We start from the raw sequence: 17,508 nt of genomic DNA, 5'->3' as shown, positions 1-17,508 counted from the left end.
GGTGAGGCCGTCGCCGGCGATCCCGGATGCCGCCCTGTTCACGTACGGTCGTCGCGAACCGTCAGTGGAGCCAACTCACACGTGGCGGACAAGTCAACGCATTTCGTATCGGCGTACGGCCCCGGCATTCCCTCCGTTCGTCCCCGCGGCGTCCTCACCTGGCTCCGGAAGTCCCGGAGAGCCCGTCAAGGCCGCCGTGCGGATCGTGAAACTTTCAGGCCGAGCACCGGGCGCCGAGCACCTCCGGGACACGCGGCGCCTCCGGGACACGCGGCGCCTCCGGGACACGGGGCACGGCGACCGCGGCGTCCGACGCGAGGATCCTGTGCTGCAGGCGACGGGCGTCCGCGGAGGGTTCCAGACCGAGCTCCTCGTCGAGGAGCTCGCGCAGGTCGTGGAAGGCCATCAGCGCCTCGGCCGTGAACGTGGCGTCCGCCCCGACGGCCGCGGACAGGACCCGGCCGGCCCCGGGGGCGTCGCGCCGCGATCACCGGCCGGAGCAGGCGGGCCCGGCGGCGTCCGCCGCGCCGGGCCCCGCGGCCGCGTCCTCCTCGCCGTGCTCTCCGCCGTCGCCCGGAGAGCGGTAGGCGACGTCCTCGTGGGCGAACCGGCGCAGCGCGCTGAAGACCACGTCCCCGAGAACGGTCCAGATGACGGCGGTCTCCACCAGCGCGTCCGGATCGGTCTCCGTCACCAGCAGGGCCAGCTCGGCCTCGGCGACGCGCCGGGCCGACGCCGCGTACTCGTCGAGCAACTTGAGCTGCGAGGTCTGCCCCAGCCGGAACAGGGTGGCGACGGCCGAGGCCAGAGCCTGCCTGGCCGGGTTGCTCGCGCGGACCTGCCAGCCGAGCCGGTCGAGCAGCGCCTCGGTCTCCTTGAGCGCCCGCTCCCACGCCTCGTCCTCGATCACGGGACGCGGCGTGGTCAGGGCGAACTGCGCCTTGCCCGCCGAGTCGATGACGCTCATCCCCGGGGCGTACATCTTCTCCAGGACGTCTCGGGTCGCCGCGACGCTGAGCCCGCCGACCTCGATCAGCGCCCTGATCACCTTGAGCCTGCGTACGTGCGCCTCGGTGTACTGCGCCTGGTTGTAGCTGGTGCGTTCCCCCGGAAAGAGCAGGCCCTCACGCAGATAGAACTTGATGGTCGGCACCGACACGTCGGCACGCCGGCTCAGCTCGGCGATCCGCATGCATTCCTCCTCCGGGTATCTTGCCAGTCTAACAAGGGGATAGTAGAAAGTTCCTATATCCATTTCTCGAAGGGGGGAGTCGCCCATGGAGTATCGCCTGTTCGGACGGACCGGGGTGAAGGTCAGCCCGCTCTGCCTGGGCGGAATGATGTTCGGCTGGTGGGGCGAGAACGACTACGGGGAGACCGCGAAGATCATTCAGCGCGCGCTCGACGCCGGGATCAACTTCATCGACACCGCCGACGTGTACTCCGGCGGCGAGTCGGAGGAGCTGATCGGCAGGTTCCTCGCCGACAGCGGCACGCGCGACAACGTCTTCCTCGCCACGAAGGTGCACGGCGTCATGGGCGACGACCCCAACCAGGGCGGCAACAGCCGCCGGTGGATCACCCGTGCGGTCGACGACAGCCTGCGCCGGCTGCGCACCGACTGGATCGACCTCTACCAGGTCCACCGCCCCGACCCCGCCGTCGACATCGACGAGACGCTGGGCGCCCTGACCGACCTGGTCCGCGCCGGCAAGGTACGCTACGTCGGCACCTCGACCTTCCCGGCCCATCAGGTCGTGGAGGCCCAGTGGGTCGCCGAGCGCCGGGGCAGGGAGCGGTTCGCGGCCGAGCAGCCGCCGTACTCCCTGCTCGCCCGCGGCGTGGAGGCCGACCTGCTCCCCGTCTGCCTGCAGTACGGCCTGGGGGTGCTCGCCTGGAGCCCGCTCGCGGGCGGCTGGCTCAGCGGCGCCTACCGGCAGGGCGCGGACCTGCCGCAGAGCCGGCGCAGCGTGCTGGTGGCCGACCGGTACGACATGTCGCGGCCGGAGAACGAGCGCAAGCTGGCCGCGACCGAGTCGCTCGCCCTGCTGGCCGAGGAGAGCGGGATCCCGCTGATCGACATGGCCCTCGCCTTCGTGATCCGGCACCCCGCCGTGACCTCGGCCATCATCGGCCCCCGCACCATGGAACACCTGGAGAGCCACCTCCCTGCCGCCGACGTCCGGCTCGGCGACGACGTGCTCGACCGCATCGACGAGATCGTGCCGCCGGGCCTGACGATCAACCCGGCGGACGCGGGCTGGCGGCCGCTCTCACTGACGGACCCGTCCCTGCGGCGCCGCTAGACCCCGCGGCCGATCCCCCACCTCACGAGGAAGTCATGGCGATCAGCGACGTCCGCGTGCCGATTATAGATAGTGGCACCAACCACTATTCACTTCACCTTGCCGATGTTAGCCCCAGAACCACCCGACACCGGCCGAGAGTGACATCCGTTCCACGCCACTCCCAGGGAGATGGAGATGTTCACGGCAATTGGGCGGTTCAGCGCCAGGCGACGCTTCTGGGTGTTCGTCGCCGCGGTGCTGTTCGTAATCATCGGCGGCGTGTGGGGCTCCGGCGCCGGCGGCATCCTCGGCGGCGGAGCCGGCCTCGACAATCCCTACGGTGAGTCGTCCCAGGCGAACCGCATCCTGGCCGACACGCTCGGGCGGAACGTCGCGGACGTGGTCGTCGTCTACGAGAGCGACACGATGACGGTCGACGACCCGCGGTTCCGGCAGAGCGTCGAGCAGGCCACCGCACGGCTCCCCAAGAACAGCTACGCCTGGCTGAAGACGTACTGGTCCACCGGCTCGGCGGACTACGTCTCGAAGGACCGGCACAAGACCTATGTGGCCATGCAACTCCCCGGCGCCGTCGAGGAGGAACAGGTCGGCGTCTACCGGTCGATGGTCCCGCTGCTCGACGCGCCGGGACTGACCGAGCGCTTCGGCGGGCTGACCGCGGTCGGCGTGCAGTTCAACGAGATCAGCAACCGCGGCCTGTCGAGGGCGGAGCTGATCTCCTTCCCCCTGCTGCTCATCCTGCTGCTCATCGTGTTCCGCAGCGTGGTGGCCGCGTCGCTGCCGCTGGTCGTCGCCATCGTCGTGGCGGTCGGCTCGCTCGGGGTGCTGCGCGTGGTCGGCGGCCTCGTCGACCTGTCCACCGCCGCCGTCAACGTCGTGGTGATCCTCGGTCTGGGGCTCGCCACCGACTACGCGTTGCTGATCGCCAACAGGTTCCGGGAAGAACTGGCCGCGAGGCTGCCCGTGGAGGACGCCGTCGTCCGTGCGACCGCCACCGCCGGCCGCACGGTGGCCGTCTCCGCCGTCACGGTCGCGGTGACTCTCGGCGGCCTGGTCGTCTTCCCGTCCCGCTTCCTCCCTTCGATCGCCTACTCCGGTGTGAGCGTGGTGCTGTTCGCGGTGGTCAGCGCCCTGTTCGTGCTGCCCGCCCTGCTGCGCCAGGTGGGCCACCGGGTCGACGCGCTGCGCATCCCGCTGCCGTGGGGCCGGCACGCCACCGGAACCCGCTGGTACCGCACGGCTCACGCGGTCATGCGGCGTCCGGTGGCCACGGTGCTGGTGATCGGCGCGCTGCTCCTCGCGCTCGGCGCGCCGCTGCTCAGCGCGGTGTGGTCGCGTCCCGCCGAGTGGGCGCTTCCCTCCGGCACCGACAGCGTCGTGGTGACCAAGCAGCTCGCCGAAGAGTTCGCCTACGACCCGACCAAAGTGATCACCACGGTGGTCCGGATGCCCGGCCCGGCGGACACGCCGGAGGCCAAGGCCCAGCTCGACGCCTTCGCCCAGCGGCTCGACCGGATCGACGGCATCGACCGCGCGGAGGTCACCGGCACCAGAGGCGACCTGGCGCGGATCACCCTGGGCTACTCGATGAGCCCGTACGGCGCCGAGATCCGGGATGTGGTGCGCAAGCTGCGCGCCGAGGAGCCGCCGCCGGGGGCCACCGCCCTGTTCGCCAACCGCCCCGCCGCGATCGTGGACATGCTGTCCATGTTCGCCGACGGTCTTCCGAGGATGCTCCTCATCATCTCGCTGGTGACGTTCGTGGTGCTGTTCATGGCCTTCGGCTCGATCACGCTGCCGATCAAGACCATCGTCATGAACCTGCTGTCGCTGTCGGCGGCCTTCGGCGCCATGGTGCTGATCTTCCAGGACGGGTTCCTGTCCGGGTTGCTCGGGTTCACGGCGCCGGGCTTTCTCGACGCGAACATGCCACTGATGATCGCTGCCATCACGTTCGGACTCGCCATGGACTACGAGGTGTTCATGCTGGCCCGGATCCGGGAGGAGTACCTGCGCACCGGAGACACGGTCGAGTCGGTCGCCCTCGGCGTGCAGCACACGGCACGGATCGTCACGGCCGCCGCGCTGCTGCTCGGCGTGGTGGTCGGGGCCTTCGTCACCATCGACGTCACCGTCCTGCAGATGGTCGGCGTCGGCGTCGTGGTCGCCCTCGTGGTGGACGCCACCATCGTGCGGGGCCTGCTGGTTCCGGCGGCGATGCGGCTGCTCGGACGATGGGCCTGGTGGTCGCCCGCGCCGCTGGCCCGATGGTGGCGGCGGCACGGGCTGCCCGAGGAGAGCAGCGGCCCGGCACCGGCGCCGGCCACCCCCACCGTTCCGGCCTGACCACGGAGCACGGCCCGGCCCCGGGTTCCCCGGGCCGGGCCGGTAACGTTCCAGTTCTGCCATTCAGCATTAAATGCCACTCATATTTCGCCGCCACCGGAAATCACGCGCGTCTGCGTGCGCCGGCGATTCGCGGGACGCCGTTCGCGCGGCTCCGGCCTCCCGCATTCAAACCGCCTCTCGGTGACGGAGGGCACCGTGAAGCGGCACCTGCGCAACATCTTCGGCAAGCTGGGCGCGGTCTCCCGGATCGACGCGGTCAACAAGTACAACGCGCTCGCGGACGGTTCCGGCGCCGCCTCCTCCGGATCGCCGGCGGGTCCGCGCTGACGCCGTTCCGGCTCTCGCGACCGCCGCGTGCCGCATGAAGGACAGCCGACTTCTCGAGGAGCTTTCGATGAGCAAGCGCGGGGGCGGCACCGCCGCCTTCCTGATCGCCGGCACGGCGGCCTTCATGGCCGCGCTCGACACTCTCGTCATCACCACCGCTCTGCCCACCATCCGCGCCGAACTCTCCGCCTCCTTGGAGAGCCTGGAGTGGACGGTGAACGCCTACACGCTCGTCTACGCCGTCTGCCTCCTCGCCGCCGCCGTTATCGGCGACCGGTTCGGCCGGCGGCGCGTCTTCCTCACCGGACTCGTCCTGTTCACCGCGGCGTCCGCCGCCGCGGCGCTTTCGGTGATCCTCTACGGCAACTGGCAGGGCATCTTCTGGATCAACGTCCCGATCGGGCTGGTGCTGACGCCGCTCGCCGTACGCCTCCTCGCGGAGAGCCACGGCCCCTACGCGAAGCTGGACGTGCGAGGCCTGCTCCTCGTCGTGGCCGGGCTGTTCGGCATCGTGTTCGGGCTGATCCGCGCGGCCTCGGTGGGCTGGGCTCATCCCGAGGTCGGCGGCCCGGTCGCCGCCGGCGTGCTGCTGCTCGTGTGGTTCGCACGGTGGGAGCGCCGGGCGGCCCACCCCGTCCTGCCGCCGCACCTGTTCCGCAAACGGGGCTTCGCGCTGTCCAATCTGCTCGCCCTGCTCCTTCAGGGCGGCATGATGGGGGCCGTCTTCCTGTTCGTTCAGTTCCTGCAGAACGTGCTCGGCTACCCGCCGCTCGACGCCGGGCTGCGTACCCTGCCCTGCACGCTCATGCCGGTCCTGGTGGCCCCGCTCGCGGGGGCGTTCGGCGAGCGGCTGGGCGTGCGCCGCCTGCTCGTCGCCGCCGCCGTCATGCAGGCGGCGGCGCTGGCGTGGTTCGCCATCGTCGCCGGCTCCGCCGTGCCGTACCTCGAACTGCTGCCCGGCCTGGTCGCCGCCGGCGTCGGCATGGGCCTGTTCTTCGCGCTCGGCATCCGGCAGACGATGGACTTCGTCTCGGCCGCCGAGCACGGTGTGGCCTCGGGTGTCAACAACGCGATGCGGCAGATCGGCATCGTGATGGGCGTCGCCGTCCTGTCCGGGGTGTTCGCCACCGCGGGCGGGTACGGCTCGGCTCAGGCGTTCGTGTCCGGGCTGCGGGCCGCGCTGTGGACGGGCGCCGTCATCGTCTCGGCCGCGGCCGTCGTGGCGCTGCTCATTCCCGCCGCGACCTCTCGCGGCGCCGAGCCCGGCGAGACGGGGACCCCTCGTTCGGCCACGGCGCTCGTGACCGAATGACGGCGGGCCGCGTCGCCGGTCAGTTCACGGCGGGCACGGGGGTGCTCCCGTCGCTCCGGCCGGCGCCCGCCCGCAGCGGGTAGAGGAGGAAGCAGCCGAAGGCCACCGCCAGCACGGCCAGGGGCACCACGCCCATCATCAGCCGGACGCCGGTCACGACGGAGTCCGGCTGGACCGCCGCCCCGTTGTGGTAGCCCGATCGGGACAGCACGACGGTGATGACCACCGCCTGCAGGGACACCGCCCAGCGGACGATGAACCCGTTCATCCCGAAATACATCCCCTCGCGGCGGGCGCCCGTCCTGCGCTCGTCGTCGTCGATCACCTCGGCGAGCAGGATCTCCAGGAGCACCAGCATGCCGGCGATCCCGACGCCGACCGCGGCCCCGGTGACCGCCGCGAGGACGAGGTTCCCGACGAGCAGGAACGGCACGAGCGCCGCGCCGTACACGACGATCGCGACGAGGACGGCGCGGCGCGGGCCGATCCGGGTGGTGACCCGGCTCCACACGTAGACCATCGGGATCGCGGTGACGAACACCGCGCCCAGGATGACGGTGTTGGCGGAGTCGGGCTCGCCCAGGGCGTACTTGGTGAAGAACGGGATCCCCGCCTGCAGCAGGGCGAAGGTCAGCTGCAGCAGGAAGCTGCCCGTGACGTACGTGACGAAGGCGCGGTTGGCGAGCGTGTGACGGAGCGCGGCGAGGAACCCGAAGCTCTCGCGCTCCGCGTGCTCTCCCCTGGCCCGCTCGGCCGAGCCGCGCAGCGACAGCGCGAAGAAGGCCAGTGCCACGACGCCGAAGGACACGCCCATGGCGGCCCACCCGATGGCGCCGTACAGCAGGGGCGCCGCGGCGACGCCGACGATCATGCCGACGATGGCGAACATCTGCCGCCACGACGCGGCGGCGGCCCGCTCCACGATGGTGGTGAACATCTCGGGGAACAGCGCCACGTAGTTCAGCACCACGACGACGAACAGGACGTCGTAGACGAGGACCACGACCAGGAAGTACCAGAACCTCGCGGTCGCGCCGTCCACGAGCGGAATCCAGATCATGGTGAACGCCGCGGCCAGCGGCGCCATGCCGATCGCGATGTACGGCACCCGTCTGCCCCAGCGCGTGCGGGTCCGGTCGGAGACGTGCCCCACGAGCGGGTTGAGCACCGCGTTGACGATGCCGTGGATCACCATGGCGACGCCGATGAGCGACGGGTCGACGCCCAGGTGGTCCACGTAGTAGAAGGTGGCGAAGGTCGCGAACGCCTGGCTGAGCAGGTTGACCGACAGGTTGCCCGACCCGTAGGCCAGCATCCGGCCCCGCTTCATCGGGCCCTCTGGGCCGTGCGCAGGTCCGACCAGCCGATGAGCCGGACGCCCTCCTCCGCGATGGCGCGGCGGACCTCCGGATCGGTGAACAGGCGCAGCTCCATACCCCGTTTCGCGTGGTGCGGCATGATCTGCCGGAGCTCGCCGGTCTCCTCGAACGGGTGGATGTAGATCTCGGTGACGCCGGGGCGCAGCGCCCGGATCAGCCCGATCATGTCACTTCTGACGCTCTCGTACGTCTCCCCCTCGGCCAGTTCGAAGGGCAGCGTCCACAGCCGGTCGAGGATCACCACGCCCGCCGCGTCGGCGGCCTCGGCCCTTGCCTGCGCGAACGGCTCCAGCTCCTCGGGCAGGCCCATGCCGTCCAGGGTCCGGGGCAGCCGGAACGGCAGGCCGTGCTCGGCGCACGCCTTGAAGACGACGTCGAGGAAGTCACGGCCGGTGACCAGGCCGTACAGGCTCCCCATGTGGTTGTCGGCGTGCGACGGGTCGAGGCCGAGGGCGACGGCCCTGCGGATCTGCGCGTCGATCTCCGCGCGGACCTCCTCGGGGTCGGCCCGCTCCTCCACGGTGCGGCAGTCGGCGGGGAAGTAGCCGGCGTCGTCCACGAGCGAGGACACCGCCCGGTCGCGGGTCACCGGTCCCCACCGGTATCCCTCCCACTCGCTGGTGAACGTCAGGTGGACGCCCACGTCGTAGCCGCCCGCGACGGCCGTACGGACCGCGTCGGGGGCCACGGGCACGGCGTCATGACCGTCGCCGAGCTGATGGCGCGGGCGGCCAGCAGTGAGGTGATGCCGGTGTTGGCCGCCCGGCACATGCCGTAGTCGTCGGCGTTCACGATCAGCAGCCGGTCGTCCGGCCCGGCGCCGAGCCGTTGCGCGAGGTTCACGTGATGTCCCCTTTCCCTGACCCGGCGAGGTCCGCGTCGTACGGCCTCCCGGTCGTGGTGTCGTACGGCGGCCCGCCCACGACGCCGGCGAAGGCGCGTTCCCGCGCGCGATGGCGGGCGAGCCAGGCCGCGCCACGCAACACCGCGTCCTCGGGGACGCCGCTCGCGATGATCCTGATCGGGAGCGGCGCGGCGTCCCTGGCCAGGTGGCGGCGGATGCGGCCCAGCAGCAGGTCGGCGCTGGCGCCGAACGCGCCGCCGAGCACGAACAGCTCCGGCTCGATCACCAGGGCGATGGAGGCCGCGACATGGGCGATCCTGCGAGCGGTCGCGTCGACGACGGCGAGCGCCCTCTCGTCGCCGCCCCTGGCGCTTTCGAAGATCTCCCGCGGGGACGGCGTGCCCTCGATGCCGGCCTGCCTGGCCTGTTCGGCGATGCGGCGGGCGCCGAGCACCTCCGTGCCGAGTTCGGTCGCGGGGTGGGGCAGGAACCCGACCTCGCCCGCTCCCCCGGCGAACCCCCGGTGCAGACGGCCGCCGAGCACGATCCCGGCGCCGAGGCCGACCCCGACACCGAGCAGGACGAAGTCGGCGACGTCGGCGCACGCGCCGAACCGCTGCTCGGCGACGGCGGCGAGGTTGACGTCGTTCTCCAGGAGAAGGGGCACGGGCAGGTCGCGCTCGATCTCCTCGGCCAGGCCGCGGCCGCCCTGCGGCAGCCCGTAGGCCCGCCTGACCGTGCGGCCGTCGCGCGCCACGACCGCGGGGACGCCGACGACGGCCTGGCCGATGGCGCCCGGATCGGTGCCGGCACGTCCGGCGCATTCGGCGGCGAGCGCGGCCACCGCCGCCGCCGTGTCGGCCACCCTGCGGCGCGGCGCCCGGGTCTCCGCCTGGGCGAGCGTCTTCCCCACCGCGTCGACGAGGACGGCGCGGATGCGCAGGTGGCCGATGTCGACGCCGAGCCCGAGCGCGCAGCGGGGGGCGACCCGGTAGAGGGTCGCGGCGGGCCCGCGACGGGTGGTGTCGGCGCCCGCCTCCTCGACGACCCGGCGCGCGACGAGCTCGCGCAGCGCCTGGGCGACGGTGGTCTTGGACAGGCCCGTGGCCCTGGTGATCTCCGGTCGGCCCAGCGGCCCCTCGCGGTCGATGACGTCGAGCACGGCGCGGGCGTTGATCGACCAGAGCAGGCCCTGCGGCCCGGCCAGGTAGTTCCCGCTCACGCTCACCTCGCGTCCCGATCCGAGTAGGTCGGAAAGTTTCCTACTCAGGGTGAGCCCGTTTCTATCCGATCGGCGACCTGGCGACAAGAGGGATACGGTTCAGTACAGGAGGAAAGGGGATCATCGTGAGCCATGCCGAAACGGGCGACATTCCGTTCGGGGCACGGGTGCACGGCTGCCTGCTCGGCGGGGCCGTCGGCGACGCCCTCGGCGCGCCCGTCGAGTTCGACTCGATCGCCGTCATCCGCCGTGACCACGGCAAGGCGGGGCTGACCGACCTCGCGCCCGACTGGCGCGGCAAGACCGGCCTGGTCACCGACGACACCCAGATGACGCTGTTCACCGTCGAAGGGCTGATCCGCGCCGACGTACGCGTCAGGGAGAGGGGCATCGGCGGCGGCGAGGTGCAGGTGGTCCGCCACGCCTACCTGCGCTGGCTGGACACGCAGGAGCATCGTGATCCGCCGCCCGCGGACGACCTCGTCCGCACCGGCCGGCTCCGCGAGCAGACCTGGCTGTACTCCCGTCGCGCACCGGGCAACGCCTGCCTGTCCGGGCTGCGCGCCGCCCTCGGCCCGCTCGCCGCCCCCGGCCTGCCCGGGCCCGTCAACCCCGGTTCCAAGGGCTGCGGCACCGTCATGCGGTCCGCCCCGTTCGGGCTGGCCACCCGCGACCCGCGGGCCGCCTTCACGCTCGCGGCCCAGTGCGCCCAGATCACGCACGGGCACCCCACCGGTTATCTGGCGGCCGGGGCCTTCGCCGCGCTGGTCTGCTTCCTGGTCCAGGGCGCGCCGCTCGCGGAGGCCGTACACGACACCCTCGGCCTGCTCGGCGAGCGGCCCGCGCACGAGGAGACGACCGCCGCGATCGAGGCGGCGCTCGCCCTGGCCGGCGCGGCGGAGCCGTCGCCCGAGGCGGTCGAGACGCTCGGCGGCGGGTGGGTGGCCGAGGAGGCGCTCGCCATCGCGGTCTACTGCGCGCTGGTGAGCGGTGACGACATCGAGCGGGCGCTGCTGCTCGCGGTCAACCACTCCGGCGACAGCGACTCCACCGGCTCCCTCTGCGGCAACCTCCTCGGCGCGGTGTACGGCGACACGGCCCTCCCCCGCCGCTGGGTGTCCCGGCTGGAGGGCAGGGACACCGTCATCGAGCTCGCCGGCGACTTCACCACCCAGTTCACCGGCGGCCGCCTCATCTCCGGCAAGTATCCCGGCTGCTGACCCCGTCACCGCTTACCGGCGTTTTCCCCAGTCGTTCCGGCAGGCGCCGCGTGTCATGAATACAGAAGTCCCTTGCGCGAGTGTTGACACGGGGACAGGCGCGTTCATGGTGAATGAAGAGCTCTGACCCCTGGGAGCGCCCTGGACCCGGCGATGGGAACCGGCACGTTCCTCATCGAAATCATCCGATCCGTCGCGGACACGGGCAGACCTGGGCCGGACGGCTCCACACCTTCGGAACTCGTTTCCGGCACGGCCGGCCACCTGGCCTGCCTCGGCTGCCCCCGGACCGGCGGCCACGACGAGTTGTGTCCGTACCGGACGACGTGGACAACATGCCGGACGAAATCTCCTACGACCCGTCGACGCGCACGCTCCGTCTTGGCGACGGCGCCATCGCGCCGGTCGACCCTCGTGCCTACGCCTATGACGTCGGCGGCAAGCCCGTCAACAAAACCTGGTTCTCCTATCATCAGTGCACTCGCCCCGGTACGCGCACCGCCTCTTCTCGGCTCGACGACATCCGGGACGACCGCTGGACCACACGGTTCACCGAGGAGCTTCTCGATCTCGTTCAGGTCCTGACGCTCCTCTCCGACCTCCACCCATTACAGGAGGCCCTCCTCGATCAAGTCCTCGATGGCCCTCTGATCACGACGGCCGATCTCACGACCGCTCGCCTCTTACCCGCACCGTCCTGGGCGACGAAGCCGCCAGTGCGCTCCGACCACGACGGCACCCTCTTCTGATGAATGCCCGGAAGCAGGAGACGTCGTCACCTGTGAAGCGCCGCCTCGCCTCCGCCCCCTCCATGAGTTCCGACAGCGGTCGTTCGGTCGACCACCTTCACCGTGGCATCGGCGCGCAGCACGAGGTTGTCCGGGGTGACCCCCCTCATGACTCCCTTCTTCCGTCAGGTACGGCCTGCTCATCGCGCACCTCAGTGAGCCGTTCGAGCACCTTCTCCGCGAGGTGCTGAAAGTCACTGCGGCATCTCTGCACGAAGGTCTGCGTGCTCCCGAGAGCGCCGTCCGCGGCCTTCAAGTCGAACATGGGCTTACGAGCGTCATGTGCGAGCGGCATCAGGCTCTGATAGTTACGCAATGTCGCGATCTCGTACGACCGGTCTCCCGGCTTCCGGGACTCACCCAAGACCGAGTCGGCGAAAACATAGGGGATGCGCTCCAGCCAGCGCTCGTATGCCTTGACGGGCCGGTCCAGCCGCATGGTCGGCTGCATGATCACGTAACCCAGCGGAGTCATCGTTCCGGAAGGGGCGGGAATGGAAGCGGGCACCTTGTCGAGCACACCGGTCCGCCAGATTCCCCGCCATTCACGAAGCGCCGGCCCGAGATTCCTGAGGCCGCGGAGTGAGAACAGGTCGGCGGCGAGCGGCATGAGAACCGTGTCTGCGGCGAGCAACGCCGCGCGGTTGATCGCACCGAGATTGGGCCCCACGTCGATAAGCACGACGTCGGCCTCAACACGTTGCGCGGCGTCCTTGATGATCCGGTAGAAGGCCGTGGTGGTACGGAGCGCGTCCGGTGCCCCCATCAGGCACCGAGGCCAGGCCTCGGAGAGCTTGTCCTCGAACGCGCTCAACTCCAGGTCGCCCGGGACCAGCCACAGCCCGTCGGCAATTTCCGTAGGTGGATAGAACCTGACGTCTCCAAGCCCTTCCATAATCGGCCGAACCGAGGCGGCCACAGTCCCGGATTGCCTGGTGATTCTCCTGGCCAGCGGGCCGAAAAGGGTGAGTTGCGCCGCTCCCCATGCCGGGCTCTCCGGCTCCGCCCACAGTATGGCGAGATCGTCCTCATCGAGGAAGGCCGACGTCAGGTTGGCCTGCGGATCGAGATCGACCGCGAGCACCCTCCGGCCAAGTCGTTGAAACATGTGGGCCAGGTGATAGGTCAGCGTCGTCTTTCCGACGCCGCCCTTGTTGTTGAAAAGGGCTACCGAGATCATGCCGCCCTCCGCAGGGTCACCGACCATGACAGGTCATCGATGAAGAACTCCGCGAGAGGGTTGCCGTTCTCCGCAAGCGCCGCCTGGATCCGGCCGATCCCCCGCCCGAACCTGTTCACATACCCAAGTGACTTCATGGCAGCGGCAAGCGAGGGATTCCTGTAGTCGTTGACCCGGTCGAAGTTGTCCCGGCGCACCTGACCGTAGGGTCCGCCCGGATTAGTCACCTCGATTCGGTCGGCAAACCAGGCAATACGAGTCGGTGCGTAGGAAGTCTCGTAGTTACGGTGCATCACGGCGTTCATGCAGACCTCGCGCAGAGCGGCGAGCGGATAATCCGGCCGGTGTCGCTCCCGGAATCCCTCCTCTTCAACCACCTGAGTGTGCAGATGCCCGCGCAGCAGCGCGTCAAGCCGCCCAGCGAGATCGACGATATTGGCCCGAAGTTCCTGGTCATCCGCAATCGGCGCGTCATGACCAGTGCCGTCATACCTTACGAACTGCAGGTATGCCCCTGGGATGAAGGCACTCGGGTCAAGACCTAGGACCAGCAGGCCAAGGACGGTAGGAATGCCCACAAGATCAGTGATGCGGAGGCTCGCAAGCTTGAGCTCTTCCGGCCGTCCGTTCTCCTCTATCACCTCAGCGGAAACCACGGACGGCAGATAGGTCGAACGAAATAGGCCCAAATCGAGATCGCCCAGTGTGCTCCCGGGAATGCTGCGGCCGTCAAAGGGTCCGTCGAACGCACGGCGACGCTCCGCCAGCACCCGCTCATCCTCTCGGGTCGCTTTCCGGGTCGTAGGTCCCGGGCGAACCCAGACGACGCCGTCGTACCGGACGGGAGGGGTCTTCGAGGCTTTGACATTGATTCGGATCACAGTTCTGCCCTTGAAGGTGCCCGTCTCCACCGTCATCGATGGACGATCGAGGATCTGCCCGCTGTCCCGAAAGTCGGTCAATCTTCGCAGCTCCTCATCACCGGCCTTGACGTTCAAGACGGGCTCGCCCTTGTCGTCCACTCCGATGAGAAGGTCTCCGCCGCCACGTCCACACAGGTCGTTGGCGAACGCGCAGATGGCCTGCCCGATTTTGTCCCGGCTGGACGCGGACTGCTTGAACCCCAGGACGGTGCTCTCCCGGTCTCCCAGCAGGTCTGCAAGATCTGTCGTCATGCCAGCCATTGTGCCGCCCCTCGTTCACCCTGGTGGATGATGTCCGGATTGCCGGGTCGTCGCTGTGATGAGGCGAGGTTGCACCGCCCAGGCCGCAGTCTGGCGTCACGGTATCCGCTCACACGATCTCGTGGACGGTGCCCAGGAGGCCACGATGGGACGCATGATCGAAGAACGACGCCTTCCCGGCGGGAACACGAACGGAGCGGTCCGGGTCGGCGACACGGTCCGCCGCGTCCCCGGTCCGTGGACGCCTGCGGTGCACGCACTGCTCCGGCATCTGGAGGACACCGGCTTCGACGGGGCCCCGCACGCCCGGGGGTTCGACGACCAGGGCCGGGAGGTCCTCACGTACCTTCCGGGAGAGGTGGTCGGGGCGGCGCGGCCGTGGCCCGCGTGGGTGCACAGTGACGACGCGCTCCGTCAGGTGGCCGGCTGGCTGCGGAACTTCCACACAGCGGTGGCGAGTTTCGTCCCTCCGCCGGACGCGGTCTGGCGCGAGGGAGGGACCTGGCGGCCCGGCCTGGTCGTCGGCCACAACGACGCGGCGCCGTACAACGCGGCGTGGGCCGGCGGTCGCCTCGTCGGTTTCTTCGACTGGGACTTCGCAGGCCCGGTCACACCGGAGTGGGACCTCGCCTTCGCCGCCTTCTCCTGGGTGCCGCTGCACGCCCGTCATGTCGTGGCGGCCGAAGGGTTCACCGCGTTCGCCGACCGGCCCCGGAGGCTGCGGCTGTTCCTCGACGCCTACGGCTGGGACGGCCCGGCCGGGCGGTTCATCGAGATCGTCCGGGAACGGGCCGGCGCCTCCGCCGACGGCATCCGGCGTCTCGCGGCGGAGGGCGACCCGGCGTACCGGAAGATGGTCGCCCAGGGCGTCGACAGGTCGCTGGACACGGCGGTCGCAGAACTGACCGGCTTCCCTGGTGAGTGAGACCGCCGTCGGCGAATCCGCCGCACGGGTATTCGCTGCTAAGGACGGGGCCAGGGCCGTCCGGCGAGGCGTTCGATGTCGGTGTTGAACCGTCTCAGGTAGGCGGCGAAGGCCGCGACTTCCTCGGCCGTCCAGTCGGACAGCACCTTCTCCAGGCCGAGGATGTTCTTCTCGCGCTCCTCGCCGAGCCACCGTTCGCCCTCCCCGGTCAGGCGGAACTTGCGGGCGATGCCGCCGTCGGGGTCGGGGATGCGTACGACCAGCCCGGCGCGCAGCAGGGCCGAGGTGTGCCGGTTGAGGGTGGACACGTCCAGCCCGAAGGCGTCACTGAGCTGGCCGATGGACATCGGGCCCGTGACGTGGATGCGATTGAGCAGCAGGTAGGCGCTGCGGTCGAGGTGCCGGTGCCGCCCGAGCAGCATGGTCTCGAACTCGATGAGATGCGTGGGCTTGTCCATGCTGCTTCCTTCTCGTACAGATGTGTGCACCCTACACGAATTGTGGGTGTAACACATGGTGTGTATGGTGCACATCGCTTTGACCATCGACCTGAGGGAGACCCACGTGGGAGGCTCCACGTCCGCCGCTCGCCCCGGCGGCATCGTCAGCGTGATGGCGGTGGCCGGCATCGTCGCCTCGCTCATGCAGACCCTGGTGGTGCCGCTGGTCGGCGAGCTGCCGAACCTGCTGCACACCACCGCGTCGAACGCCTCATGGGTGATCACCGTCACGCTGCTCGCGGGAGCGGTCACCACTCCGGTCACCGGCCGGCTCGGCGACCTGTACGGCAAGCGCCGCATGATGCTGGCCTGCGCGGTGCCGCTGATCGCCGGCTGCGCCGTCTGCGCGGTGGCAGGCTCGGTGACACCGATGATCATCGGAAGGGGCCTGCAGGGCATGGGCATGGGCATGATCCCCCTGGGCATCAGCGCCCTGCGCGACCTGCTGCCGCCCGAGCGGCTCGGCCCCTCCATCGCGCTGCTGAGCTCGTCCATGGGGATCGGCGGCGCGCTCGGCCTGCCGATCGCGGCCGCGGTCGCCGAGTACGCGAGCTGGCGAGTGCTGTTCTGGGGCTCGGCTGTGCTGAGCGTGCTGGTCGGGGTGCTGATCTGGCTGCTGGTCCCGGCCACGCCCACCCGGGCTTCCGGCCGGATCGACGTCGCCGGTGTGCTGGGCCTGGGCGCGGGACTGGTGTGCCTGCTGCTGGGCGTCTCCAAGGGCGCCGACTGGGGCTGGGCGAGCGGCACCACGCTCGGCCTGCTGGCCGCCGCACCGGTCGTCCTGCTGCTGTGGGGCTGGTGGGAGCTGCGCGTCAAGGACCCGCTGGTCGACCTGCGCGTCACCGCGCGGCGGCAGGTGCTGCTGACCAACCTGGCCTCGATCGTGGTCGGTTTCTCGATGTACGCCCAGGCGCTGATCGTGATGCAGATCCTGCAGCTCCCCGCGGCCACCGGCTATGGCCTGGGCCAGTCGATGCTGGCGGCCGGCCTGTGGATGGCCCCTTCCGGCCTGGTGATGATGGCCGTCTCGCCGCTGGGCGCCCGCCTGTCGGCCGCCCGCGGCCCCAAGGTCACCCTGATCGCCGGCAGCCTGGTCATGGCGCTCGGGTACGGCTCCTCGACGGCCCTGCTGGGCTCCACCTGGGGCCTGCTGGTCGTCACCTGCGTCTGCAACGTCGGCGTCGGCCTGGCCTACGGGGCGATGCCCGCCCTGATCATGGGCGCGGTCCCCCGCTCCGAGACCGCCGCCGCCAACAGCTTCAACACGCTGATGCGCTCCATCGGCACCACCGTCTCGGCCGCGGTGGTCGGTGTCGTCCTGTCGCAGATGACCGTCCGGCTGGGCGGGCACGTCCTGCCGTCGGAGGGCGGCTTCCGCGCCGGGATGCTGATCGGCTGCGCCGCCGCCCTCGCCGCCGCCGCCGTGACCATGGCGCTCCCCGCACGCCCGGCGGGCCGTACGGCCGGTCACGACGTCCCCGCCGAGCCGGTCACCGCCGCGAAGCCCTGAACCCGGCTTGGGCCGCACGGCGTTGACCGCGGGCCACCTTCCGGGCGTTGGGCGGGGTTGGACGCCCGCCTCCGGTCTGCGCGCGGGCGCCACCTCGACCCGGCTCCCCTGGTCGTCCCGGACTCTTCGTACAGGCTCCAGGGGACCGCGAGGACCGCGTCGCTCGGAGAGGCCGGGGGCGTACGGATCTCAAGCCAGGCGAGGGCACGCAAAACGAGCTGCCGCGAACTTGCGGGCGTCGGGCGAGGTGGTCGGCAAGCCACCGCAAGCCGCCCCATGCGCCTCGCAAGCTCGCCGGGGAGACTGAGGGGCCCGGCGGTCACGACCGCCGGATTTCTCCCCCCGCAGTCACTGCCATGCAGGTTCAGCCACAAGGAACGAGCCGATGACCGAGAAAATGACAGGTGCCCAGGCCCTCGTGCGGGCGCTGGAGCAGGTCGGGGTCGACACGGTGTTCGG

At 70.4% G+C, this 17,508-nt stretch carries 15 protein-coding genes and 1 pseudogene; 8 read left to right on the top strand and 8 right to left on the bottom strand.

The genetic code is table 11. From position 1 onward, the window contains the following. Positions 1 to 214: 214 nt before the first annotated feature. Entirely contained in the window at positions 215 to 409 is a 195-nt protein-coding gene (locus ABZ857_RS37055) for a BTAD domain-containing putative transcriptional regulator (RefSeq protein ID WP_357053273.1), read from the bottom strand. 78 nt (positions 410 to 487) lie between these two features. After that, the gene (locus ABZ857_RS37050; protein WP_357053135.1) at positions 488 to 1,192 is read right to left on the bottom strand and encodes a MerR family transcriptional regulator; all 705 of its coding nucleotides are present in this window, start codon (positions 1,190 to 1,192) and stop codon (positions 488 to 490) included. Between the two features lie 85 nt (positions 1,193 to 1,277). Here ABZ857_RS37050 and ABZ857_RS37045 point away from each other — a divergent pair, with 85 nt between their 5' ends. From ABZ857_RS37045 to ABZ857_RS37030, 4 genes are all read left to right on the top strand, one after another. After that, a complete protein-coding gene (locus ABZ857_RS37045) occupies positions 1,278 to 2,306 on the top strand; it encodes an aldo/keto reductase (protein WP_357053132.1) in 1,029 nt (342 codons plus the stop codon). Positions 2,307 to 2,483: 177 nt separating this feature from the next. Next, entirely contained in the window at positions 2,484 to 4,655 is a 2,172-nt protein-coding gene (locus tag ABZ857_RS37040; protein ID WP_357053129.1) for an MMPL family transporter, read from the top strand. A 117-nt stretch (positions 4,656 to 4,772) separates the two neighbouring features. Next, the gene (locus ABZ857_RS37035; protein WP_357053126.1) at positions 4,773 to 4,985 is read left to right on the top strand and encodes a helix-turn-helix transcriptional regulator; all 213 of its coding nucleotides are present in this window, start codon (positions 4,773 to 4,775) and stop codon (positions 4,983 to 4,985) included. Positions 4,986 to 5,052: 67 nt separating this feature from the next. Next, positions 5,053 to 6,297: an MFS transporter gene (locus ABZ857_RS37030; RefSeq protein ID WP_357053124.1), complete on the top strand. Its 1,245-nt coding sequence runs from the start codon at positions 5,053 to 5,055 to the stop codon at positions 6,295 to 6,297. A 19-nt stretch (positions 6,298 to 6,316) separates the two neighbouring features. Here ABZ857_RS37030 and ABZ857_RS37025 read toward each other — a convergent pair whose 3' ends face one another. The 3 genes and pseudogenes from ABZ857_RS37025 to ABZ857_RS37015 all read right to left on the bottom strand — a co-directional run bounded on the left by ABZ857_RS37025 (position 6,317) and on the right by ABZ857_RS37015 (position 9,742). Continuing rightward, positions 6,317 to 7,627, bottom strand: a complete 1,311-nt coding sequence (locus ABZ857_RS37025; RefSeq protein WP_357053121.1) for an MFS transporter — start codon at positions 7,625 to 7,627, stop codon at positions 6,317 to 6,319. After that, positions 7,624 to 8,447, bottom strand: a pseudogene (locus ABZ857_RS37020) (polysaccharide deacetylase family protein). Before ABZ857_RS37020 ends, ABZ857_RS37025 begins: the two are co-directional and overlap by 4 nt. Before the next feature lie 68 nt (positions 8,448 to 8,515). Beyond that, positions 8,516 to 9,742 (bottom strand): ROK family transcriptional regulator, encoded by a 1,227-nt coding sequence (locus ABZ857_RS37015; RefSeq protein WP_357053118.1) that lies wholly within the window; start codon positions 9,740 to 9,742, stop codon positions 8,516 to 8,518. A gap of 125 nt (positions 9,743 to 9,867) precedes the next feature. Here ABZ857_RS37015 and ABZ857_RS37010 point away from each other — a divergent pair, with 125 nt between their 5' ends. Further along, positions 9,868 to 10,962 carry an ADP-ribosylglycohydrolase family protein gene (locus ABZ857_RS37010; RefSeq protein ID WP_357053115.1) on the top strand — a complete coding sequence of 365 codons (1,095 nt, stop codon included), beginning with the start codon at positions 9,868 to 9,870 and terminating at the stop codon, positions 10,960 to 10,962. Between the two features lie 113 nt (positions 10,963 to 11,075). Then, a complete protein-coding gene (locus ABZ857_RS37005; RefSeq protein WP_357053112.1) occupies positions 11,076 to 11,711 on the top strand; it encodes a type ISP restriction/modification enzyme in 636 nt (211 codons plus the stop codon). A 145-nt stretch (positions 11,712 to 11,856) separates the two neighbouring features. Here ABZ857_RS37005 and ABZ857_RS37000 read toward each other — a convergent pair whose 3' ends face one another. Both ABZ857_RS37000 and ABZ857_RS36995 read right to left on the bottom strand, forming a co-directional pair. Beyond that, entirely contained in the window at positions 11,857 to 12,930 is a 1,074-nt protein-coding gene (locus ABZ857_RS37000) for a ParA family protein (RefSeq protein ID WP_357053109.1), read from the bottom strand. Then, positions 12,927 to 14,105, bottom strand: a complete 1,179-nt coding sequence (locus tag ABZ857_RS36995) for an RNA-binding domain-containing protein (RefSeq protein ID WP_357053106.1) — start codon at positions 14,103 to 14,105, stop codon at positions 12,927 to 12,929. Before ABZ857_RS36995 ends, ABZ857_RS37000 begins: the two co-directional genes overlap by 4 nt. A 163-nt stretch (positions 14,106 to 14,268) precedes the next feature. Between ABZ857_RS36995 and ABZ857_RS36990 the strand changes: the two genes are divergently transcribed. After that, positions 14,269 to 15,039 carry a phosphotransferase gene (locus tag ABZ857_RS36990; RefSeq protein ID WP_357053103.1) on the top strand — a complete coding sequence of 257 codons (771 nt, stop codon included), beginning with the start codon at positions 14,269 to 14,271 and terminating at the stop codon, positions 15,037 to 15,039. A 38-nt stretch (positions 15,040 to 15,077) separates the two neighbouring features. Here ABZ857_RS36990 and ABZ857_RS36985 read toward each other — a convergent pair whose 3' ends face one another. Continuing rightward, entirely contained in the window at positions 15,078 to 15,497 is a 420-nt protein-coding gene (locus tag ABZ857_RS36985; protein ID WP_357053100.1) for a MarR family transcriptional regulator, read from the bottom strand. Between the two features lie 79 nt (positions 15,498 to 15,576). Between ABZ857_RS36985 and ABZ857_RS36980 the strand changes: the two genes are divergently transcribed. Further along, a complete protein-coding gene (locus tag ABZ857_RS36980) occupies positions 15,577 to 17,049 on the top strand; it encodes an MFS transporter (protein WP_357053097.1) in 1,473 nt (490 codons plus the stop codon). Positions 17,050 to 17,508: the final 459 nt, after the last annotated feature.

This window comes from Microbispora sp. NPDC046933, from assembly GCF_040644635.1.
Taxonomy (GTDB): Bacteria; Actinomycetota; Actinomycetes; order Streptosporangiales; family Streptosporangiaceae; genus Microbispora.
This window is presented reverse-complemented; position numbering and strand designations above follow the sequence as displayed.